Consider the following 22056-nt stretch of genomic DNA (forward strand, 5'->3'; position numbering starts at 1 on the left):
ACGGCGGCTTCGGGCGGCCCCGCACCGGCCGCCGGCCGGGCGGCGCGCTCTCCCCGGGAAGCCGTGCACGGGCGCGGGCGTTGACGCATGCGTGGCGAAGCAGCGAGAAGAACGGGGCCGCCCATGTCCATGATGTCGGGAAGACCTTCCTACAGGTCCCTGGTCAACGACGGGAGCGCGAAGGGCAAGCAACTGCCCCCCGGCCTCACCCGCCGGATCGTCTCCTACGCCCGCCCCCACTGGCGGGCGATCCTGTGGTTCCTCCTGGTGACATCGGTCGGCTCCGCCATCGTGGTCGCCAACCCCCTCCTGCTCAGGGCCATCATCGACGAGGGCATCCTCCCGGGGGACACCTCCCTCGTGGTGTGGCTGGCCGTCGCCGCGGCGGGGCTGGCCGTCCTGGAGGGCGGGCTGACGCTGCTCGGCCGGTGGCTGTCCGCGCGGATCGGCGAGGGCGTCATCTACCTGCTGCGCACCCAGGTCTTCACCCACGTGCAGCGGATGCCGCTGTCGTTCTTCACGCGCACCCAGACGGGTTCGCTGATCAGCAGGCTCAACACGGACGTGGTGGGCGCGCAGCGCGCGATCACCTCCGTGCTCCAGTCGGTGCTGTCCAACCTGATCAGCGTGGTGGCGGTGCTCGTCACGATGCTCGCCCTGTCGTGGCAGGTGACACTGCTCGCCCTCGTCCTGGTCCCGCTGTTCGTGGTCCCCGCGAAGCTCATCGGGCGCAGGCTCGCCCACATCTCCCGCGACGCGATGGACAACAACGCGGACATGAGCTCCCTCATGACCGAGCGGTTCAACGTCGGCGGCGCGATGCTGGTCAAGCTGTACGGCCGCCCGGACGAGGAGTCGGCCGGGTTCGCGGACCGGGCGGGCCGGGTCCGCGACCTGGGCGTCCGCCAGGCCGTCCTCGGCTCCCTGCTCTTCAGCATGCTGGGCCTGATCACGGCCCTGGCGATGGCGATGGTGTACGGGGTCGGCGGGGTGCTGGCGATCGGCGGGGCGTTCGAGGTGGGCACCCTGGTCGCGCTCACCACCCTGCTCACACGGCTCTACGGGCCGGTGACGACGCTGTCCAACGTGCACGTGGAGATCATGACCGCGCTGGTCTCCTTCGACCGGGTCTTCGAGGTGCTGGACCTGGAACCGGGCCTCAAGGAGGACCCGGACGCGCGGGACCTCCCCCCGGGGCCCCTGGGCGTCGAGTTCGACCAGGTGTCCTTCCGCTACCCGGGGGCCCGCGAGTCCTCGGTCGCGTCGCTGGAGCTGGCCCCGCACGCCGAGGTCGACGACGACACCCAGGTGCTGAGCGGGGTGTCGTTCCGGGCCGCGCCGGGCACGATGGTGGCCCTCGTGGGGCCGTCCGGCGCCGGCAAGACGACGCTGACCCACCTGGTCTCCCGCCTGTACGACCCCACCGAGGGCGCGGTGCGCGTCGGCGGGCTGGACCTGCGCGGGGTGACCGGGGACTCGCTGCGCGAGGCGGTGGGCGTGGTCACACAGGACGCCCAGCTGTTCCACGACACGGTGGGCGCGAACCTCCGCTACGCGCGCCCCGGGGCGACCGACGCCGAACTGGAGGAGGCGCTGCGCATGGCCCGCCTCGGGACGCTCCTGGACCAGCTGCCGAACGGCCTGGACACGATGGTCGGCGACCGGGGTTACCGGCTCTCCGGCGGTGAGAAGCAGAGGCTGGCGATCGCCCGCCTGTTGTTGAAGGCTCCGTCGGTGGTGGTGCTGGACGAGGCCACCGCGCACCTGGACTCGGAGTCCGAGGCCGCCGTGCAGGAGGCCCTGGCGGTCGCGCTGGAGGGACGGACGTCCCTGGTGATCGCGCACCGGCTGGCCACTGTCCGCGAGGCCGACCAGATCCTGGTGCTGGAGGACGGGCGCATCCTGGAGCGCGGCACGCACGACGAGCTGCTGGGGCGCGAGGGGCTCTACACGGCCCTCTACCGGACCCAGTTCGCGCCGCAGTCGAGGGCCTGAGGCCGGGGCGGGGCCGCGTTCCCGGATCCCCTGCGGGTCCCGGCAGGAGCGCGGGTCCGCGCGACGGCCCGCGGGACACGCCCTAACCGCGTGCGGCCCTCTCGGCCTCCTTGCGGGCCTTCTTCGCCTTCTTCTCGGCCTTCTCGGCCTTGTCCGCCTTCTTCTTGGCCTTCTTGGCCTTCTTCTTCGCCTTGTCGGACTTCTCGGGCCCCGTCCGGCCCTCGTCCGACCCCTTCTCCGGCCGGGACGCCCCCTCGGGCCCCTTCCCCCCGGAACCCTTCCCGGCCTTCCTGCGCTCCTTCTTGGCGGCCTTGGAGTGCTTGGGCTTCTTGCCCTTCTTCGGCTTCTTGGCGTCCTTGGAGGTGACGTGGTCGGCCAGGACCGCGGGCAGGGGCGCGAGGCCGGGACCGCCGTCGAAGATCCAGTCGTCGATGGCCTCGAGCAGCTCGTCCTCGGTGACCCGCCCCAGCCAGACGGGCCGGCCCCCGGCTGCGCGCCCCTCCCGGGACGGCTGCACGACCACCACGTCGGCCTCGAAGCAGATGCCCAGGCACTTGCTGGTGCGGACGGGGACGGTACGGCCGGAGTGGTCCTCGATGGCGCCGAGGCGGGCGAGCTGGGCCCTGTGGTCCACGCCGGGGACCTTCTTCCGGGTCCCGCAGCAGCACCCCCGGCAGACCGTCAACTGACAGGGCCGCCCCTCCGCAGCGCTCACACCCACCCCTCTCACCGGTTTCGTGAGGTTCGCCTTACCTCACCAGCGTAATCGTCTCCCCCGGCCTCCTGACCAGCGGGTACCTCCTCGACCCCGGGGCCCTCGACCACGACGGGCCGCCAGGTCTCCGGCAGCCCCGCCCCGTCGTCCTGCCCGTTCCAGCCCGGGGCCCACACGATCGGCAGGCCCGCCGCGAACAGGGGTCGCCTGTGGTCCATGAGCTGCACCCGCACCTGCGGTTCGGTGCACGCCCCCGAGTTGCCGCACCTGGCCACCACCTGCCCCGCCCGCACCCTGTCCCCGCGGCCGACCGCCAGGGAGCCCCGCGCCAGGTGGCCGAGGAGCAGGTGGTCGCCGCCCCCGACGTCGATCACGAGGTGGTTGCCGAGCATCCCCGAGGGGCCGCGCAGCTCCCGCAGGGCGTTCTCCACCACCGCTCCGAAGAGCCACGGCCAGGAGTTGCGGCTGCGGTGGTCGCGCCGCCCGTCGTGCGCGGTGACCACCGTGCCGTCGGCGGGGGCGTACACGGCCCTGCCGAACGCCGGGAAGTCCTCCGGCGGGCGGCTGAGCGGACGCCAGGCGATGTCGGGCCGGGCCCCTCCCCCCGGCTCGGCGACCAGGCCGAGCGCATAGGTCTGCCCGTAGGCGTGGCTGCCCTGGCTCGGGGTCCCGTCAACGGGGCTCGTGAGCGCCATCCACCTGCCGCGCACCGGCGGCAGCACCGCCCTGGGCTCGCGCCGCACCGTGCCGAGCCGCAGGTACACGGCCAGGGCCGCGACGAGCAGCCCCGTGCCCGCCCACCACGGCACGCCGGCGTAGGCCGCGAGCAGGAGGAGGGTGGCGGCCCACATCAGCGGCATGCGGACCCTGGCGGCCAGGACCGGCAGGCGTCCGCCTCCCCGTCCCGCCCCGGATCCGACCGGGCGCCGGGGGCCGCCGGAAGCCCTCGGGCCCCCTCCGCGCAGCGGTGTGTTCGAGGCGTCCGAAACCACGGTGGGCACACGGCTGTCGGCGGGGTCCTGCTCGGTCTCCCGGTCCGTCGCGCCGGGTTCGGCGGAGAGGGTCGCCGGGGGCCGCGGCACGGTCGGCGCCCCCTTCGGGGCGGCCGGCCCGTCCGGGCCGGGGAAGGGGAACGGGGCGGGTGAGGGCATCCTCCATTGTGGACGCACCCCGCCCGCCCCGCTCACGCACGGCGGCCGGCGCTACTTCCTGTCCTCCCGTGCACGCTTGCGCAGGTACTCCGTCGCGGCTCCGGCCCCCTTGTCGATCCTGTCGTCGTGGGCACCTCCCGTAGCCCTCTTCGCGGCGTCGGCTGCCTTGCCGACCAGCCCCTGGGCCTTCTCGGCGTTGTCGTCGACGGCCTTCTTCAGCCGCTTGAACGCATCTCCGGTACCGGACATGGAATCCCCCCTAGATCCGTCCTGCTCCTGACGCGATACCCGGTTCACACCCTCTTCATGCGGATTGTGCAGTCCGGGCGGTCGGTCCCGGCGGATCAGATGCCCAGGACGAGACGGGCGATGGAGAAGTAGATGATCAGGCCGGTGGCGTCCACGAGGGTCGCCACCATCGGTGAGGACACCACGGCGGGGTCCACGCCGACCTTGCGCGCGAGCAGCGGCATGGCCGATCCGATGACCGCCGCCCACGTGCACACCGCGACCACCGAGCACGCCACCACCGCGGCGACGGCGAACCCGACGAGCAGGGAGCCGATGGCCAGGGCGAGGCCCGCGAGCATGACGCCCAGGAGCAGCCCGACCCGCGCCTCCTTCCAGATGACCCGGGGGAGGTCGCGCACCCGCACCTCGCCCACGGCCAGGGCGCGCACGATGGCGGTGGCCGACTGGGCGCCGACGTTCCCGCCGGTGCCGATGAGCATCGGCACGAACATCGCCAGGGCCGTGACCTCCTCCAGGGTGGCCTCGAACGCCTGCATGACGTTGACCGTCAGCGTGGCCGCGACGATGAGCAGCATCAGCCAGACCGACCTCGCGCCCACGAGCCGCAGCACGCTGACGGAGACGTAGTGGTCGCCGACGGGGCTGGCGCCGGACTGCCGGGCCATGTCCTCGGAGTCGGCGGCCTCGATGACCTCCAGGGCGTCGTCGAAGGTCAGCAGGCCCACGAACCGGTCCTCGGAGTCCACCACGGCCAGGGAGACCAGGTTGGCCTCCTGCATCAGGCGTGCGGCGTCCTCCGCGGACTCCGAGGCGCCGACGCGGGGGGCGAACACGTCGACGATGTCCTTGAGCAGCCGGTCGTCTTCGCTGACGACCAGGTCCCCCAGGGTCACCGTGCCGACCAGTCGGCGGCCGTCGCTCACCACCGGCAGGGTGTAGATGGTCTCGGCGTCCGCCCCCCGGGCGCGCACGACCTCCAGGGCGCGGTGCACCGTCAGGTCACGGTGCAGGATGACGGTCTCCGGGGTCATGAACCGGCCGACGGCGTCCTCGGGATACCCCAGGAGGGCGGCGGTCATCTTGCGCTCGGCGGGACTGAGGCCGGCCAGGGCCCGGGTGGCGATCTTCGCCGGCGCCTCCCCGATGAGGCGGGCCCGGTCGTCCGGGTCCATCTCCTCCAGGATCTCGTGGAAGGCGCTGTCGCGGAGGCCGAGCAGGATGGCCTGCTGCTGGCTGGGGTCGAGTTCCTCGAAGACCTCCAGCTCGCGGTCCTTGTCCAGGAGCCGGAACGGGATGATCGCCTCGCCTCCGGCCATGCGTGAGAGTTCGTCGGCGATCTCGTAGGGCCTGTGCTCGGCCAACCAGAGCCGGATGCCGGTCAGGTCGTTGTTCTCGACCAGATCGGTCAGTTCTTCAGCGCGCTCGCCTTCTGACATGCGAAGCACCCCCTCGCGTCTCCTACGCCCTGCGGGAGGACCCGCGGGCGGCACCAGTCTTCGGATAGCGGTGGGCCTGTGGAGGGGCCCCGCTCCGGTCCCGTCGTCACTGGTGTGGTGGGCCGTGGGAGTTGGCGCCCGGGGGCTGCGGGGGCGGGCACGGCGATCCGGGGACGTGTACGGACTGACCGCCGTACGCGGGGACGGGGAGCATTCCGACCCTACCCTCAGGCCGGCTCGGACGCCGCACCGCACACCCCCGCGGCGCGGCACGCGGGGCCCGGGCGGCTCAGTCGCGCCAGAGGACGACGAGGGCGCAGTCGTCGTTCTTGTCCTTGGACAGGGTGTCGACGAGCTCCCCGGCCCCGGTGGCGAACCCGTGGGGGACGAGTCGCTCGGCCTCGCCGAGGAGCCGGTCGATCCCCGCGTCGAGGTCTTCACCAGGGGTTTCGATGAGGCCGTCGGTGCAGAGCATGATGGCGTCACCGGGGCGGAGCTTGCCCTGGACGGATGTGTAGGTCATCTCGGGGATGACCCCGAGGACCACGCCCTTGGCCTCGGTGGTGCTCCAGAGCCCGCCGCCGCTGTCGTAGTGCAGCGCGGGCGGGTGACCCGCGGAGGCGATCTGGTACTCGCCTGTGTCGAGGTCCACACTGAGGTGCACGGCGGTCACGAAGCCCTCGCCGCCGCTGTTGCGCATCAGGTAGTCGTTGCAGTGGGAGAGGAAGTCTCCCGTGGGCACCGCGCCGATGAGTCCGCTGAAGGCCCCGGAGAGCATGAGCGCCCGGGTCCCCGCGTCCACGCCCTTGCCGGAGACGTCCACCACGGCCACGTCCAGCCGGTCCTCCCTGCGGATGGAGACGACGAAGTCCCCTCCGAAGGAGGAGCCGCCGGCCTGGCGGAGGACGGCGGTCCGCCCCCACCCCTCGGGGAGCCGGGGCATGCGGCCCTGGTGCCGGATCCGGTCGCGCAGGTCCAGCAGCATCATCTCGCCGCTGAGGCCCTGCACCCCCAGGCGTTCGCGCACGCCCGACAGCAGGTAGGAGAGGACCGCGGTGACGCCGATCGTGACCAGCAGGCCGGGGCCGACCTGGCCGAAGTCGAGCATGTAGGCGACGAAGACCAGGACGGCGGCGACCACGCCGAGCAGGAAGGCCAGGCTCTTGCGCTTGAGGAGGAGACCGCCCGCGAGGACGGTGAGGATCGTGGAACTGGGCGGGAACCACCCGGAGGGGCCCCACACGGCGCCGACGCCGATCCCCACGGCCAGGGTGACGAGGGTGATGAGGACGAGCCTGTAGCGGAACAGCACCTTGCGCCGGAGCACCGCGACGAGCCTCTGCGCGGAGGAGCGCAGGAGCCGGGTGGTCTTGGCGGTCGGTGTGGGCTTCATGGATCCTCATCATCGGCGCACCCGCTTCACCAGCGGGGTCGCCCTCTCGGGCGGCGCGGTCGGACGGCACGGTCGGACGGCCGCGGGGGCCGCGTCGCCACCGGGCACCTGTTCGGCGGGCCGGGGCGGTGTGGGGCACTCCCCGGTCGTGGTGGCTGGAGACGCCGATCGACGGGCACCACCGTGCCGCGGACAACGAGGGCCCGCCACTGTGCACGAACTGTAGCGCGCGGAATGTCGCCCTGGCACGTGCAACCAGCGGTGTTCTCCCCCAAACCGAGGGTTTGGGTTCAGCCGATAACCGAGCGTACGGAGTCGGGCACTTCCCCGGTCCCGGGGAACGGCTCTGTTTTCCGGGGATGTACACCCTTCTCGGACACTGTGCGGTGACCGGACCCGCCCGCGTCCGGGTGGCGGGGCGCGGCGCGCGTCCCGGGGGCGCGGCCGGACCCCAGGGTCTCACAGCGCTCGGCGCCCCACCAGGGCCGTGCGGCCCGCGGGCGGGCGGCCGGGGCCGGTGCGGACGCGGCCCGGACGGCGGAACGCCCCCGCGCGGGACCGTGGCGGCCGGGCGGGGGCGTGGGACGGGGTTACGGGAGGGGCGGCAGTTCGCCGGTCTGCTCGTAGCCGGTCAGCATCGCGATGCGGCGGGTGTGCCGCTCCTCGTCGCTGTACGGGGTGGCGAGGAAGACCTCCACGAAGCGGGTCGCCTCCTCCGGGGAGTGCATCCGTCCGCCGATGCCGAGCACGTTGGCGTCGTTGTGCTCGCGCGCCAGGCGGGCGGTCTGCTCGCTCCAGGCCAGGGCGGCGCGGACGCCCCTGACCTTGTTGGCGGCGATCTGCTCGCCGTTCCCGGAACCGCCGATGACGACGCCCAGCGAGCCGGGGTCCGCGGCGACGCCCTCGGCGGCGCGCAGGACGAAGGGCGGGTAGTCGTCGACCGCGTCGTAGACGCGGGGTCCCGCGTCGACCACGTCGTGGCCCCGCTCCTTCAGCCAGGAGACGAGGTGTTCTTTGAGCTCGAAGCCCGCATGATCTGATCCAAGGTAAACACGCACGTGTCCAGTCTGGCAGGTCACGGGGGTGACGGGCACGGCGCCCCGCCCCGCGTCCGGGGACGCGGGCGGGGCGCCGTCGTGCACGGGTCCGCTCAGACCGCGCCGGAGGCGGCGGCGGCCACGCTCAGGCCCAGGACGGCGAAGAGCGCCATCGAGATGACGGCGACGGCGTTGTAGACGATCATCGACTTGATGTCCTTGCCGATGGGGCCTGCCTTGGAGACCGCGGGCTTGCTGCTCAACTCACACCTCATTGGGTTCGACCAGGGATGACCAGACGGAATTTTTCCACACCCCACAACGCGGCCGTCACCGGGGCCGATTCCTCGGAAGGGCGGCCGGGGGCCGTGAGACCGCGCACACCGGACGCGGCCCCGGCACCCCGGGGGTCACATCTGGACGGCCTTGACCTCGCAGAACTCCTCCAGGCCCGCCAGCCCCCACTCACGGCCGTTCCCCGAGCGCTTGTAGCCGCCGAAGGGCGCCCGGGGGTTGAGCGCGCCGCCGTTGAGCTCGACCTGCCCCGCCCTCAGTCTGCGGGCGACGGCCAGCCCGCTCTCGCGGTCGGCGGACCACACGGCGGCGTTGAGCCCGTACACGGTGTCGTTGGCGACGGCGACGGCCTCCTCCACCGTGTCGTAGGGGATCATGACCAGCACCGGGCCGAAGATCTCCTCCTGGGCGATGCGCATGTCGTTGCGCACGTCCGCGAAGACCGTGGGCCTGGCGTAGTAGCCCCGGTCCCGGCCCTCGACGGGCTCGGGACCCCCCGTGACCAGGCGGGCGCCCTCCTCCACGCCGAGCCGGACGTAGCCGCGGACCTTCTCCAGCTGGGCGGCGGAGACGAGCGGGCCCAGGCGGGTGGCCTCGTCCTCCGGGTCGCCGGGCACGTACTTGGCGGCGGACTCGGCCGCGAGGGAGACCGCCTCCTCGTAGCTGTCGCGGTGGACCAGCATGCGGGTGAGCGCGTTGCAGCTCTGGCCCGTGTTGCGCATGACGTCGGCGACGCCGCGCTTGACCGCCTTGGCGAGGTCGGCGCCGGGCAGGATGACGTTGGGCGACTTGCCGCCCAGTTCGAGCGCGACCCTCTTGACGGTCTCGGCGGCCACCTGGCTGACCCGGGTCCCCGCGCGGGTCGAGCCGGTGAAGGACACCATGTCCACGCGCGGGTGGGCTGCGATGGCCTCCCCCACGACCGGTCCGGTGCCGGACACGAGGTTGAACACCCCGGCGGGCAGCCCGGCGTCGTGGAACACCTCGGCGAGGGCGTAGGCGCCGAGCGGGGCGATCTCGCTGGGCTTGAGGACGACGGTGTTGCCCGCCAGGAGGGCGGGGACGACCTTGAGGACGATCTGGTGGAGCGGGTAGTTCCACGGCGTGATGGCGCCGACGACGCCGACCGGCTCGCGCACGACCAGGGAGTTGCCGACGGTCTCACCGCCGAAGTAGCGCTCCCCGGCCTCCTCGACCAGGTCGATGTAGGTCCGGAACATGAGCTCGGGCAGGCCCGCCTGCACCCTGCGTGAGAACACCGCGGGCGCGCCCATGTCCCGGGTGAGCCCGGCGGCGATGTCGTCGATGCGGGCGCCGAACAGCTCGTGGGCCTTGGCCAGGTGGGTGACGCGCTGCCCCGGGGTCAGCGCGGACCAGGCCGGGAAGGCGGCGGCCGCGGCCTCGACCGCGGCCCCGACGTCCTCGGCCGTTCCGGCCGGAACGGTGTCGATGACCTGCTCTGTCGCCGGGTTCACCACGTTCAGGGCCTCGTCGGAGGCGGAGTCGCGCCAGGCGCCGTCGATGTAGAGGGATCGCATGGCCCCACTGTGGCAGAACGTGATTCGGGTTGGCCAGGGCGGGACGGGGGCGGGGCCGCGCACCCGTGGTTCCACGGACGGCTCCGGCCCCGGGTCAGCCCCAGTGCGGGGGGCGGTCGGCGATGAGCCGCGCGGTGGAGTCCTCCTCGGAGTCCTCGCCCCAGCCCACTCCGCGTTCGTCGCTGGTGGTGTCGGGCAGGATGTCGAGGTCGTCGAGGAACTCGACCCTGCGGTCGTCGTCGGGTCCGGGCATGTGCGGTCCTTCGCTCTGCGGTGGGTCCGGGCCCCGGCGTCCGGGGACCGGCGGCGCGGACGGGCGTCCGGAGCCGGGCCGGCCCCCGCCGGGCCCGCTTCCAGTGTGCCGTGTCGCCCCGGCCCCCGGGACCGCTCCCCGCCGCTCCGGGCGGCGGCCCGGAGCGCCCCCCGGCTCACCGGGGCCGGGGCGCTCAGTCGAAGACGGGGTTGCGGGTGCGGGTGCGCTTGAGCTCGAAGAACCCGTCGGTCCCGGCGACCAGGCGGACGCCGTCCCACAGTTTCCCGGCCTCCTCGCCGCGGGGCACGGGCGTGACGACCGGGCCGAAGAAGGCCACGTCCTCCACCCGGACGACGGGGGTGCCGACGTCCTCGCCGACCAGCTTCATGGCCTCCGCGTGCGAGGCGCGCAGGGCCTCGTCGTACCCGGTGCCCTCCGCGGCCTCCACCAGGTCCTCGGGCAGGCCCGCGTCCGCGAGCGCGGCGCGGATCGTGTCGGCGGTCCGCGGTTCGGCGCCGTTGTGGAACCGGGTGCCCAGTGCGGTGTACAGGCCTCCGAGAACCTCCGGGCCGAAGCGCTGCTCGGCCGCGACGCACACGCGCACGGCGGCCCACGCCCCGTCCAAGGACGCCCTGTAGTCCTCCGGCAGGTCCCTGCCCTCGTTGAGGACGCTGAGGCTCATCACGTGCCAGCGGACCCTCACCGGACGGACGCGCTCCACCTCGAGCAGCCAGCGCGACGTGATCCACGCCCACGGGCACGCGGGGTCGAACCACATGTCGGCGTACACGGTCTCGGGCCCGCTGCTCGGGTCGGCGGTCTGCGTCATCGCTGCTCCTCGGATCGGTCGGGGGGGACGGAACTTCACGTCGTAGGTAGGCAACCCCGGCCATCGGTTGCGCATTCCGCCCGTGCGCGTGGCAGGATCGATGCCGAGTGAAGACGACCCCCGGCCCGACGACGCTCCACCCACGCGGCGGACTCGCCGTGGTCGGCAACGATCCGGCCGGCGGGGACGGCGGCCGTGGAGGGAGCGTGGCGTGGCAGGGAACCTGACACGGGACGAGGCTCAGGAGCGGGCGCGGATTCTCAGCGTCGACTCCTACGCCGTGGAGCTCGACCTGACCACCGGTGACGAGACCTTCCGGTCCACCACCGTGGTCCGCTTCTCCAGCTCGGAGCCGGGTGCTCGGACGTTCGTCGAGCTGGCCGCCCCGAAGGTGATCACGGCGACGCTGAACGGCGCCGAGCTCGACCCGGCCGAACTGTTCGACGGCGAGCGCCTCGTGCTTCCCGAGGTGGCGGCCGAGAACGAGCTGACCGTCGTCGCCGACGCGGCGTACATGCGCACGGGCGAGGGCCTGCACCGCTTCGTCGACCCCGTGGACGACTCGGTGTACCTGTACACCCAGTTCGAGACGGCGGACGCGCACCGCATGTTCACGTGCTTCGACCAGCCCGACCTGAAGGCCACCTTCGAGCTGACGGTGTTCGCGCCCCCGTCGTGGGAGGTCGTGTCGAACAGCGCCCCCGACGTGGTGCGCGAGGCCGCCGGCGGGGAGCGGGTGCGCTGGCACTTCCCCGCCACGCCGGTGGTGTCCACCTACATCACCGCGCTCATCGCGGGCCCGTACCACGTGGTGCGCGACGAGCACGACGGCATCCCGCTGGGGCTGTACTGCCGCGCCTCGCTCGCCGAGCACCTGGACTCCGAGGCCCTGTTCGAGGTCACCAAGCAGGGGTTCGACTTCTTCCACGGCCTGTTCGACCTGCGGTACCCGTTCGGCAAGTACGACCAGCTGTTCGTCCCGGAGTTCAACGCGGGCGCCATGGAGAACGCGGGCGCGGTCACCTTCCTGGAGGACTACGTCTTCCGGTCCCGGGTCACCGACGCGCGCTACGAGCGCCGCGCGGAGACGATCCTGCACGAGATGGCGCACATGTGGTTCGGCGACCTGGTCACCATGCGCTGGTGGGACGACCTGTGGCTGAACGAGTCGTTCGCGACCTACGCCAGCGTGTACTGCCAGGCCAACGCCACCAAGTGGACCGACGCCTGGACGACGTTCGCGAACGTGGAGAAGTCCTGGGCGCTGCGCCAGGACCAGCTTCCCTCCACGCACCCGATCGCCGCCGACATGGTCGACATCCAGGCGGTCGAGGTCAACTTCGACGGCATCACGTACGCCAAGGGCGCCTCGGTGCTCAAGCAGCTCGCCGCGTACGTGGGCGTGGACGCGTTCTTCGCAGGAGTGCGCGCCTACTTCAAGGAGAACGCGTTCGGCAACACCGAGCTGAAGGACCTCCTCAAGCACCTGGAGGCCGCCTCCGGGCGGGACCTGTCCGGCTGGTCGCGCGAGTGGCTGGAGACCACGGGCGTCAACACGATGCGCCCGGAGTTCGAGGTGGACGCCGACGGGGCCTTCACGTCGTTCGCCGTGCTCCAGGAGGCCGACCCCGGGCACCCGACGCTGCGCTCGCACCGCCTCGCGATCGGGCTGTACGACCGCACCCCCGAGGGCATCGTGCGGCGCGAACGCGTGGAGCTGGACGTCAGCGGCGCGCGCACCGAGGTCCCCGAGCTGATCGGCACGGCCCAGCCGGACCTGGTGCTGATCAACGACGACGACCTCACCTTCACCAAGCTGCGCCTCGACGAGCGCTCCCTGCGCACGGTGGTGGAGGGCGCCGGCGAGATCCGCGAGTCGCTTCCGCGGGCCCTGGCCTTCGGCGCCGCCTGGGACATGACCCGTGACGGCGAGATGGCCGCCCGCGACTACGTGGCCCTGGTGATCTCCGGGATCAGCGGCGTCGACGACGTGATGGTGGCCCAGACCCTGCTGCGCCAGGCGTCCTCCGCCCTGCACATGTACGCCGACCCCGCGTGGCGCCCGTTCGGCTTCGAGCAGCTCTCCGACCGGCTGCGCGAGCTGCTGACCTCGGCCGAGCCCGGAGGGGACCTCCAGCTCGCCTACGCCAACGCGCTGGCGGGCACGGCCGCGAGCGACGCCCACCTGTCCCTGGTCCGGGGCCTGCTGGACGGCGCGATCACCGTGGACGGGCTGACCGTGGACACGGACCTGCGGTGGACGCTGCTGCGCCGCCTGGTCGCCGCCGGGGAGGCCGGCGAGGCGGAGATCGCCGCCGAGCTGGAGTCCGACCCGACCGCGGCGGGCCAGCGGCACGCCGCCGGGGCCCGCGCCGCGATCCCCACGGCCGCGGCCAAGGCCGCCGCGTGGGAGCGGATCGTGGGCGAGGAGCTGGCCAACGCCGAGTTCCGCGCGGTCCTGATGGGCTTCACCGAGCCCGGCCAGGCCGAGCTGTACCGGCCCTACACGGAGAAGTACTTCGCGCAGCTGGCCCCGGCGTGGGAGAAGTGGACGGGCGAGTTCGCCCAGACCTTCGCCGAGGTGATGTACCCGAGCGGGCTGGTGGAGGAGGCGACCCTGGAGCGCACGGACGCCTACATCGCGGAGGCCTCCCCCGCCCCGGCGCTCCGCCGGCTGCTGATCGAGGGCCGCGCGGGCGTGGAGCGCGCGCTGCGCGCCCGCGCCGTCGACATCGCCGCGGGCCGGGCCCGCGCCTAGGACGTGGTCCGCGGGTCATTCCGGGCTCGCGTCCGCCGGGCTGCCTCTCGCCGCGCCGACTGCGCTCGGACAGCCAACACCGGGCTGACCTTCGCCACTCGTCTTGCGAGAGATGGCCCGGCGACCGCTCGCGGTGGTCGGCGCAAGCGCCGAGCCGACCGAAAGCACCCACGTACCACGCCCTAGAAGCGGACACAACGGCGGCCCCGGGGGTTCCCCCGGGGCCGCCGCCGCGTCCGGTCCGCCTACAGCGCGCGGCCGTGCCCTCCCCCGACCGGTCCGAGGGTGCGGCGTATGCGCGCCACCATGCGGGGGTCGGCCAGCAGCTCGTCCACGAGCACCGGCTCCCCCTCGGCACTGGTGAGCGGGATGCGCCAGTTCGGGTACTCGGTGGTGGTGCCGGGCTGGTTCTGCATCCGCCGCTCCCCCACCACGTCGGTCAGCGCCACCCCGATCATGCGGGCCGGGGTCGCCACCAGGTAGGCGTGCATGGCCGCCACCACCGCGGCCGGGTCGGCCACGGGGTCCACGTCCTCGTCGAGCAGGCCCAGGTCCACCAGCAGCCGCCGCCAGCGCTCGACCCGGGCCTCCGCCCCGGCCCGCTCCTCCTCCACCGGCCGTCCGAGGAGGCCGAGCCGGTCGCGCAGCTCCACGTGCTCGGCGGAGAGGAACGACGCCACCGGGGGCAGGTCGTGCGTGGCCACCGTGGCGAGGCAGTCGGCGCGCCAGTCCCCGGGCCGGCGCGGCTCCCCGTCGCCGTCCTGCTCGGACCACAGGACGGACGTGCCCAGCACGCCGCGGTCGGCGAGGTGGTCCCGCACCCACGGTTCGACGGTGCCCAGGTCCTCCCCGACGACGACGGCGTCCGCCAGGTGCGCGGCCAGGACGAGCGTTCCCACCATGCCCTCGTGGTCGAACCTGAGGTAGGTGCCCTGGTCGGCGGAGGCGCCCTCGGGCACGCACCACAGCCGGAACATGCCCATGACGTGGTCCATCCGGACCCCGCCCGCGTGGCGCAGGGCCTGGTCGAGGATCTGCCGGAACGGCCCGTAGCCGCGTTCGGCGAGCCGCACCGGGTTCCAGGGCGGCCCGCCCCGGTCCTGGCCCAGCCGGTTGAACTCGTCCGGCGGCGCACCGACGCGCAGCCCGGGGACCAGGGCGTCGCCGTACATCCACGCGTCCGCTCCGCCCGCCTGCACGCCGATGGCGAGGTCGTGCACGATGCCGACGCCCATCCCGCCGGCCCTGGCCGTGGCCTGGGCCTGGGAGAGCTGCTCGTCGAGGACCCACTGGAGCCAGCGGTGGAACTCCACGGCGGGCCAGCGGCGCAGGGCCTCCGCGCCCACGGCGCGGGAGCCCGCGTCGCGCAGGTCCCCGGGCCAGGCCCGGTAGTCGCTCCCGTACTCCTCCGCCAGCGCCGACCAGGTCGCGAACTCGACGAGGGGGCGCCCCTCGCGTTCGAGGTAGGCGCGTAGGGCCGCCTCCCGGCCGGGGGCGCGGGGGACCTCGAAGAGCACCTCCAGTGCGGTGCGCTTGGCCTTCCAGACCTCGTCGCGGTCGAGCAGGTCCGCGGTCCGGCCCCGCTCGCGCAGGGGGCGGGCCAGGCGCTGGACCCCCTCCCTCCGGGCGGGGTCGAGCCGGGCGTACTCGGGGACGTCCTCCACCCGGATGTAGAGGGGGCTGGCGTAGCGGCGGCTGACCGGCAGGTAGGGCGAGGGCTCGACCGGCGGCAGCGGCTCGGTGGCGTGCACCGGGTTGACCAGGGTGAAGTCGGCGCCCAGGTCGCGGGCGCTCCAGTCGGCGAGCTCGGCCAGGTCGCGCAGGTCCCCGGTCCCCCAGGAAGCGCGGGACCTGACGCTGTAGATCTGTGCCATGACCCCCCACAGCCGGGGGTGGTCCCTCAGCGCGCCGGGGTCGAGCCGGTCGGGGACGACGAGCAGGGGCGCGTCGTGCTCGACGCCGCCGTCCGTGACGCGGAGCACGTGGGAGCCGAGCGGCAGGCCGGGGTCGAAGGGCAGCAGGGAGCCGTCGGCGGTCTCGACGACGCCGCGCGCGCTGCCCGGGAGCACCAGATCGGGCGCCTTCCCCTCGCGGACGACGACCGCCGGGGGCAGCAGCCCGCGAGGCGCGGCGGCGTCGGGCGCCTCCGGGTCCACCCCCAGGGCCCGCAGTACATGGCGGATGGTGTCGGGGCCGACCGGGACCCGCCGTCCCCGCCAGTCCTCGTAGCTCGTCGCGACCCCGTACTGCTCGGCCACGCGGGCCAGCTGAACGTCCCTCACAGAACCCGATCATGCCCTACCCGGCGCTTCGTACACCGGAGGCCGTCCCGGCGTGGGGCCAGAACGTGTCCGCGGCCCGGGTCGGCGGACACGGCGCGACGAGACTCCGCGCAACGTGACGGCACCGGCCCTGAGCAGGACGCTTATCGAATGGCCCAAAGGGCGATACGTCTGCATAATCGTGGTGTGCTCGCTAACTACCGGCGGCTCTTCGCCGTGCCCCACGTCCTGTCCCTCCTCTCCTGGTCCCTGGCCGCCCGCTTCTACACCCCGGGCCTGATGATCGCGGTCACGTTCCTGGTCGAGGGCTGGACGGGCTCCTACACCCTCGCGGGGCTGGTGGCGGGCGCCTTCACGCTCGGCATGGCCCTCGTGGGGCCGCTGCGCGGGCGCATGGCTGACCGGGGAGGGACCGACCGGCTGGTGCTGGTGTGCGGCCTGGTGTTCAGCGTGGGACTCGTGGCGCTGGCCCTGCTCCCGGGGTCGCTGTGGTGGCTGTCGCTCCCGCTGTCCCTGGTGACGGGGTTGTTCGGCACGCCCGCCAACCAGATCGTGCGGGCCCTGTGGCCGCGCCTGACGCGCGGGCCCGAGAGGCAGGCCGTCTACGCGGCCGAGGCGACCACCCAGGAGCTGCTCTTCATCTTCTCCCCCGTGCTCATCGCCGGCGTGGTGGCGGCGGCCGGTCCGCGCTGGGCGCTGTTCCTCCTCGCCGCGCTGGGCTTCCTCGGCTCCGTGGGCTTCGCGTGGTCGCTGCGCAGGGCCGGGGTGACCGGCCCCGCCCCCGCCGAAACGGACGGGGGCGGGGCAGCGGAGGACACGCGCTCCCGCAGGAGCCTGCTGTTCCACCCCGCCCTGTGCGCGGTCTTCGCGATGTGCCTGCTCATGGTCTCCGGCGTCATCGGCATGGACCTGGTCATCGTGGCCTGGGCCAACGAGCTCGACGCCCCCCAGTACGTGATGGTGATGGCCTCGGTCTGGGCTGCGGGGTCGCTCGTGGGCGGCGTGGTCGCGGGGGCCCTGCGCGGGCGTCCCCGCCTGGCGCTGCGCAGCTTCGCGGCGGCCTTCGGACTGGCGATCCTGATCCCCTTCGTGCCGCCGGTCACGCACCTGCCCAGCCCGCTGTTCATCACGCCGCTGCTCTTCGTGTCCGGGCTGGCCCTCGCGCCGACCCTGGCGGCGGTGATGGGGCGCGTCGGGGACATGGCGCCGTCCCACCGCAGGGCGGAGGCCTTCGGCTGGACGGCCACGGCGATGGGGACCGGCGGCGCCATCGCCGGCCCGCTCAGCGGTGCGCTGATCGACGGCAACGGCATCGTCGGCGGCGTGATCGGCGCGGCGGGCCTGGTCATGGTCGCCGCGGTGCTCAGCCTGTTCCTGCCCCGGCCCGCCCCCGGGTCGGACGACGGCCCGTCGGCGGCCGAGGTCGCCCCCGTCCTGGACGCGCCCCCGGTCCACGGGGCGGCCCCGGGCGCCGGGGCCGCGGCCGCCCCGCACGACGGGCGCCGCTGACACCGCGTCGCGCGCTCAGCCGTTCCAGCCCGGCGGGACCCGGTGGGCCCAGGGCCTGGCCCGCTCGAGCTGGGCCGACAGCGCCAGCAGAACGCCCTCGCCGCCCATCCGGCCGGTGAGCATGGAACCGATCGGCAGGCCGTCCGCCGTCCGGTGCAGGGGGACGCTCACCGAGGGCTGGCCCGAGACGTTGTACACCGACGTGAACGGGGTGAAGGCGGTCATCCTCCCGAACTCCTCCTCCGGCCCGTCCGCGGAGAAGTGGCCCAGCGGGACCGGGGGCAGTGCCAGGGTGGGCGTGAGCACCGCGTCGTAGGGAGCGGACCCCGCGCTGGAGCCGGGCGCAGGCCGCGATGTAGACGGGGACCGGCGTGGACCGGGCCCGCTCGCGCAGCCAGCGGTTGAGGGGGCCGAGTTCCCCCTCCCGTTCGGGGGGTACCGGGGACGCCGAGGCCATGGCGGCCCACACCACCTGGAAGTCGTCGGCGAAGGCGCCCCCGAAATGGGCGTCGCCGGGCTCGGAAACCTCCTCGACGTCGTGGCCGAGGTCCTCCAGCAGGCGGACCGCCTCCCCGTGGGCGGCCAGGACCTCCGGGTGGACGGGGATGCCCGAGGACCCCGTGGAAGAGTAGGCGCCGATGCGCAGGCGGCCCGGATCGCGGTCCACGTGGTCGGTGAACGGCCCGTCCGCCGGCGGAGCGGGGTAGAGGTCCCCCGGCCGGGAGAACGCCATGGCGTCCAGGAGGAGCGCGGCGTCCCGGACGCCGCGGGTGAGGGGGCCCGCGGTGGACAGGCCCAGGAGGTCGGGTTTGAACGGCGCCCCCGAGATCCGGCCCCTGGTGGGCTTGAGCCCGAAGAGCCCGCAGGCCGAGGCCGGGATGCGGATCGAGCCGCCGCCGTCGCTGCCCTGCGCGGCCGGGGCCAGACCCGCGGCGACGGCCGCGGCTGCGCCGCCGCTGGAGCCTCCGGGCGAGAGGTCGGTGTTCCACGGGTTGCGGGCGGGCGGCGCGACGTCGTTCTCCGTGTAGCAGCTGGAGCCGAACTCGGGGGTGTTGGTCTTCCCCACCATGACGGTGCCGGCCGCGCGGAGCCTCGCGACGAGGTCCGAGTCGGCGGGCGCCACGGTGTCGCGGTGGACGGCGGAACCCTGCGTGAAGCGGACCCCGGCGACGGGGTCGAGGTCCTTGACGGGGAGGGGGACGCCGAGGAGCGGCGGGAGGGTGTCCGGCGTGTCGCCCATCTGACGCTTCTCCGCGTACCGGGCTTGTTCTAGCGCCATTTCTGACGCGACCGTAATGTACGCGCCATAGTGCGGTTCGTACCGTTCGATCCGGTGCAGATAGTGCTCAGTTATCTCAGGAGGGGACAGTTCGCGACTGCGGACCATCGCCGCGAGCCGGTGCGCCGGAAGGTCGTGGATCTGGGTCATGCCGACCCAGATTAGTGGGCACTACACCGGGCACCACGAAGGAGGACGACAGTTCTCCAGAGAGATCGACGAACCCCTGACCATTCCCTGGTCCGGTGCATTCGACACCTGTCGACACCGAACCGTAAGGGAACAAAAGTGTGAGAAGTAATGCACTAGGACTCGGATATGGATCCAACTAACCTGTCCGACGTGGAATCGGCAACCAGAGCGAAAGACCAGGGCCAAGCCCCCCGGGAAGCGGCGAAGGAGGGGCCCGAAGCCCTCTTCTTCCCCAATCAGCGCAAGAACAAGGAAGCCTCCGGCACCAGAGCCGTGTACGGCGCCCTCAAGGAGAACCAGTCCGCGCGCAAGTGGATCGTCCGCGGGGGCTCCGCGACCGCGGTCACCGTGGTCTTCGGGCTCCTCACCTCCGACTGGCGCCTCGGCGCCACGCTCGGGCTCCTGACCCTGGTCGGCACGATGGTGTACTACTCCCGGCGCGAGTCGGAGATTCCCCATTGGCGCAAGCCCTCGGCCGCGCAGCGGCGCACCGAGGTCCAGCTCAAGGTCATGAAGCAGCTCGGCTACCGGGTGCTCCACGCCCGCGCCGTACCGGGCGGCAACGGCCAGATCGACCACTTCATCGTGGGCCGGCGCGGAGCCTTCGCGATCGACTCCGAGTCGTGGGACAAGCGCCTCCCGCTGCGCAACAAGCTGGAGAAGCTCTACCACGGCAGGTTCAGCAAGAACGAGCGCATCGACGAGGCGCTGGAGGAGGCCAAACGGGCGGAGGAGCTGATCAGCACCGAGCTCGGGCGCGAGATCAAGGTGCGCGCCTCGCTGGCCATCTACGGCCCCGGCATGCCCTGGGACAGCCACCGGCTGCGGGGCGTGGACATCATCACCGGAACGAAGGTCCGCAAGTGGCTGCGCAGCGGCCGGGACCGACTGACGGAGACCGAGATCGAGGAGATCTACAGGGCCGCGGAGAAGGCCCTGCCCCCCCGGTACTGAGCGGGGGGCGCCTCCCCTCGGCGCCCCGGCACCCCTGACGCCGTACGGGCCCGGGACCGACCACGACGCCGTGGCGCCCGGGCCTCCCGTGTGCCCGGACCCGCGCCCGCGGAGCCGCTCCCCCTGCTCCGGACCCGACCGCTCCGGCCTCCCTCCCGCTCGCGGGACCAGGCTCGTCTCACGATCCGGAATACGAGTCTTCCACTCCGAGACCGAAGCCGCTCTCACGAGGGACTACCATCGAGGGGAAACACCCGTAACGATGGGAGCCCACCCCATGCCAGTCCTACGCTCACGCACGGTCACTCACGGCAGGAACATGGCAGGCGCGCGTGCACTCATGCGCGCGACCGGCGTGGAGCGCGAGGACTTCGGCAAGCCCATCGTGGCCGTGGCCAACAGCTTCACCGAGTTCGTGCCCGGCCACGTCCACCTGCGCGAGGTCGCGGACGTGGTCGCCAAGGCGATCCGCGAGGCGGGCGGCGTGCCCCGCGAGTTCAACTCCATCGCCGTGGACGACGGCATCGCCATGGGCCACGGCGGCATGCTGTACTCGCTGCCCAGCCGCGAGCTGATCGCCGACTCCCTCGAGTACATGGTCAACGCCCACTGCGCCGACGCCCTGGTGTGCGTGTCCAACTGCGACAAGATCACCCCCGGCATGCTGCTGGCCGCGCTGCGCCTCAACATCCCGACGGTGTTCGTCTCCGGCGGTCCCATGGAGGCCGGCAAGGTCACGGTCGTCAACGGCACCGCCACGACCGTCCGCAAGCTCGACCTGATCAACCCCATGATCGCCGCCGCCGACGAGAGCGTCTCCCAGGCGGAGCTGGACGAGCTGGAGGAGGCCGCCTGCCCCACCTGCGGCTCCTGCTCCGGCATGTTCACCGCCAACTCGATGAACTGCCTCACCGAGGCGATGGGCCTGGCCCTGCCCGGCAACGGCACCGTGCTCGCCACCCACACCGCGCGCCGCGCCCTGTACGAGGACGCCGGACGCCTGGTCGTGGAGGCCGCCAAGCGCTACTACGAGGACGACGACGAGTCCGTCCTGCCCCTGTCCATCGCCACCCCCGCGGCCTTCGGCAACGCGATGGCCCTGGACGTGGCCATGGGCGGCTCCACCAACACGATCCTGCACCTGCTGGCCGCGGCCACCGAGGCCCGCGTCGGATTCGGCCTGGACGAGATCGACGCCGTCTCACGGCGGGTCCCGTGCCTGTGCAAGGTCGCGCCCAACACCGAGAAGTACCACATCGAGGACGTCCACCGGGCGGGCGGCATCCCCTCCATCCTGGGCGAACTCGCCCGCGGCGGGCTGCTCGACACCTCCCTGCCCACGGTGCACGGCAAGACCGTCGGCGAGTTCATCGCCGAGTGGGACATCACCTCCGACACCGTCCTGCCGGAGGCGGTGGAGCTGTTCCACGCCGCCCCCGGGGGCCGGCGCACCACCAAGGCGTACTCCCAGGACACCCGGTGGGACACCCTGGACACCGACCGGGAGAACGGCTGCATCCGCTCCGTCGAGCACGCCTACACCAAGGACGGCGGCCTGGCCGTGCTGTTCGGCAACCTCGCCCCGGACGGCGCCATCGTCAAGACGGCGGGTGTGGAGGAGGAGCTGTGGACCTTCTCCGGCCCCGCCAAGGTGTTCGAGTCCCAGGAGGACGCCGTCGACGGCATCCTCAACAAGCGGATCGTGCCCGGTGACGTGGTGGTCATCCGCTACGAGGGCCCCAAGGGCGGCCCCGGCATGCAGGAGATGCTGTACCCGACGAGCTTCCTCAAGGGACGCGGCCTGGGCAAGGCCTGCGCCCTGATCACGGACGGCCGCTTCTCCGGCGGCACGTCGGGCCTGTCCATCGGCCACGCCTCCCCCGAGGCGGCCGCGGGCGGGGACATCGCCCTGGTCGAGGACGGCGACACCGTGACGATCGACATCCCCAACCGGGGCATCACCCTGGAGGTCTCCGACGAGGAGCTCGCCACCCGGCGCGAGCGCCTGCTCAAGGAGCTGGGCCGGTTCCGGCCGCGTGACCGTCAGCGGCCGGTGACGGCCGCGCTGCGCGCCTACGCGGCGATGGCCACCTCGGCCTCGACCGGCGCGGCGCGCGACGTGTCCCAGATCGAGGGGTAGGGGCCGGAGCCGGTCCGGGAGCAGTGAGCAGGGGCGGTCCCGTCGGGGC

16 protein-coding genes and 1 pseudogene are annotated in these 22056 nt (G+C 73.0%); 5 read left to right on the forward strand and 12 right to left on the reverse strand.

Annotation, left to right across the window (positions count from 1 at the left end; genetic code table 11):
- Positions 1-129 precede the first annotated feature (129 nt).
- Complete coding sequence (locus ACWGL3_RS07680; RefSeq protein WP_267950276.1) at positions 130-1995, forward strand: ABC transporter ATP-binding protein; 1866 nt, start codon at positions 130-132, stop codon at positions 1993-1995.
- A gap of 82 nt (positions 1996-2077) precedes the next feature.
- Here the strand turns inward: ACWGL3_RS07680 and ACWGL3_RS07685 are convergent, their stop codons facing one another.
- The 10 genes from ACWGL3_RS07685 to ACWGL3_RS07730 form a co-directional block, all read right to left on the reverse strand.
- Positions 2078-2629, reverse strand: coding sequence for a (2Fe-2S) ferredoxin domain-containing protein (locus ACWGL3_RS07685; RefSeq protein WP_267948587.1), 552 nt, complete (start codon positions 2627-2629; stop codon positions 2078-2080).
- Between the two features lie 92 nt (positions 2630-2721).
- A complete protein-coding gene (locus ACWGL3_RS07690) occupies positions 2722-3792 on the reverse strand; it encodes a peptidoglycan DD-metalloendopeptidase family protein (protein WP_452461070.1) in 1071 nt (356 codons plus the stop codon).
- 120 nt (positions 3793-3912) lie between these two features.
- Entirely contained in the window at positions 3913-4110 is a 198-nt protein-coding gene (locus ACWGL3_RS07695; protein WP_267948585.1) for an antitoxin, read from the reverse strand.
- Between the two features lie 95 nt (positions 4111-4205).
- Positions 4206-5549 carry a magnesium transporter gene (mgtE, locus tag ACWGL3_RS07700; protein WP_267948584.1) on the reverse strand — a complete coding sequence of 448 codons (1344 nt, stop codon included), beginning with the start codon at positions 5547-5549 and terminating at the stop codon, positions 4206-4208.
- 289 nt (positions 5550-5838) lie between these two features.
- Complete coding sequence (locus ACWGL3_RS07705) at positions 5839-6942, reverse strand: PP2C family protein-serine/threonine phosphatase (RefSeq protein WP_267948583.1); 1104 nt, start codon at positions 6940-6942, stop codon at positions 5839-5841.
- A 590-nt stretch (positions 6943-7532) separates the two neighbouring features.
- A complete protein-coding gene (locus ACWGL3_RS07710; RefSeq protein ID WP_267948582.1) occupies positions 7533-8000 on the reverse strand; it encodes a ribose-5-phosphate isomerase in 468 nt (155 codons plus the stop codon).
- A 92-nt stretch (positions 8001-8092) separates the two neighbouring features.
- On the reverse strand, positions 8093-8242 hold the full coding sequence (locus tag ACWGL3_RS07715; protein ID WP_267948581.1) for a hypothetical protein: 150 nt from the start codon (positions 8240-8242) through the stop codon (positions 8093-8095).
- Positions 8243-8389: 147 nt separating this feature from the next.
- Entirely contained in the window at positions 8390-9811 is a 1422-nt protein-coding gene (locus tag ACWGL3_RS07720; protein WP_452461071.1) for an aldehyde dehydrogenase family protein, read from the reverse strand.
- 94 nt (positions 9812-9905) lie between these two features.
- Entirely contained in the window at positions 9906-10064 is a 159-nt protein-coding gene (locus tag ACWGL3_RS07725; protein WP_267948579.1) for a hypothetical protein, read from the reverse strand.
- A 193-nt stretch (positions 10065-10257) separates the two neighbouring features.
- Positions 10258-10893: a mycothiol-dependent nitroreductase Rv2466c family protein gene (locus ACWGL3_RS07730; protein ID WP_344184635.1), complete on the reverse strand. Its 636-nt coding sequence runs from the start codon at positions 10891-10893 to the stop codon at positions 10258-10260.
- Positions 10894-11104: 211 nt separating this feature from the next.
- Here ACWGL3_RS07730 and pepN point away from each other — a divergent pair, with 211 nt between their 5' ends.
- On the forward strand, positions 11105-13651 hold the full coding sequence (gene pepN, locus ACWGL3_RS07735; protein ID WP_352986701.1) for an aminopeptidase N: 2547 nt from the start codon (positions 11105-11107) through the stop codon (positions 13649-13651).
- A 245-nt stretch (positions 13652-13896) separates the two neighbouring features.
- Here the strand turns inward: pepN and malQ are convergent, their stop codons facing one another.
- Positions 13897-15933, reverse strand: coding sequence for a 4-alpha-glucanotransferase (malQ, locus tag ACWGL3_RS07740; protein ID WP_267948576.1), 2037 nt, complete (start codon positions 15931-15933; stop codon positions 13897-13899).
- A 186-nt stretch (positions 15934-16119) separates the two neighbouring features.
- Here malQ and ACWGL3_RS07745 point away from each other — a divergent pair, with 186 nt between their 5' ends.
- Positions 16120-17442 carry an MFS transporter gene (locus ACWGL3_RS07745; protein WP_267948575.1) on the forward strand — a complete coding sequence of 441 codons (1323 nt, stop codon included), beginning with the start codon at positions 16120-16122 and terminating at the stop codon, positions 17440-17442.
- Between the two features lie 15 nt (positions 17443-17457).
- On the opposite strand, the pseudogene ACWGL3_RS07750 reads toward ACWGL3_RS07745, so the two are convergent.
- Positions 17458-18871, reverse strand: a pseudogene (locus tag ACWGL3_RS07750) (amidase).
- A 192-nt stretch (positions 18872-19063) separates the two neighbouring features.
- Between ACWGL3_RS07750 and ACWGL3_RS07755 the strand changes: the two are divergent.
- Both ACWGL3_RS07755 and ilvD read left to right on the forward strand, forming a co-directional pair.
- Positions 19064-19867 (forward strand): nuclease-related domain-containing protein, encoded by an 804-nt coding sequence (locus tag ACWGL3_RS07755; RefSeq protein WP_267948573.1) that lies wholly within the window; start codon positions 19064-19066, stop codon positions 19865-19867.
- A gap of 277 nt (positions 19868-20144) precedes the next feature.
- A complete protein-coding gene (gene ilvD, locus ACWGL3_RS07760) occupies positions 20145-22007 on the forward strand; it encodes a dihydroxy-acid dehydratase (protein ID WP_267948572.1) in 1863 nt (620 codons plus the stop codon).
- The last annotated feature ends 49 nt before the right edge of the window (positions 22008-22056 follow it).

It is taken from the genome of Nocardiopsis sp. NPDC055824 (assembly GCF_053616335.1).

Coding starts and splice junctions, on each gene's coding strand:
- ACWGL3_RS07680 (WP_267950276.1), top strand. CDS start 130: ATGATGTCGGGAAGACCTTCCTACAGGTCCCTGGTCAACGACGGGAGC.
- ACWGL3_RS07695 (WP_267948585.1), bottom strand. CDS start 4,110: ATGTCCGGTACCGGAGATGCGTTCAAGCGGCTGAAGAAGGCCGTCGAC.
- mgtE (WP_267948584.1), bottom strand. CDS start 5,549: ATGTCAGAAGGCGAGCGCGCTGAAGAACTGACCGATCTGGTCGAGAAC.
- ACWGL3_RS07705 (WP_267948583.1), bottom strand. CDS start 6,942: ATGAAGCCCACACCGACCGCCAAGACCACCCGGCTCCTGCGCTCCTCC.
- ACWGL3_RS07720 (WP_452461071.1), bottom strand. CDS start 9,811: ATGCGATCCCTCTACATCGACGGCGCCTGGCGCGACTCCGCCTCCGAC.
- ACWGL3_RS07725 (WP_267948579.1), bottom strand. CDS start 10,064: ATGCCCGGACCCGACGACGACCGCAGGGTCGAGTTCCTCGACGACCTC.
- ACWGL3_RS07730 (WP_344184635.1), bottom strand. CDS start 10,893: ATGACGCAGACCGCCGACCCGAGCAGCGGGCCCGAGACCGTGTACGCC.
- ilvD (WP_267948572.1), top strand. CDS start 20,145: ATGCCAGTCCTACGCTCACGCACGGTCACTCACGGCAGGAACATGGCA.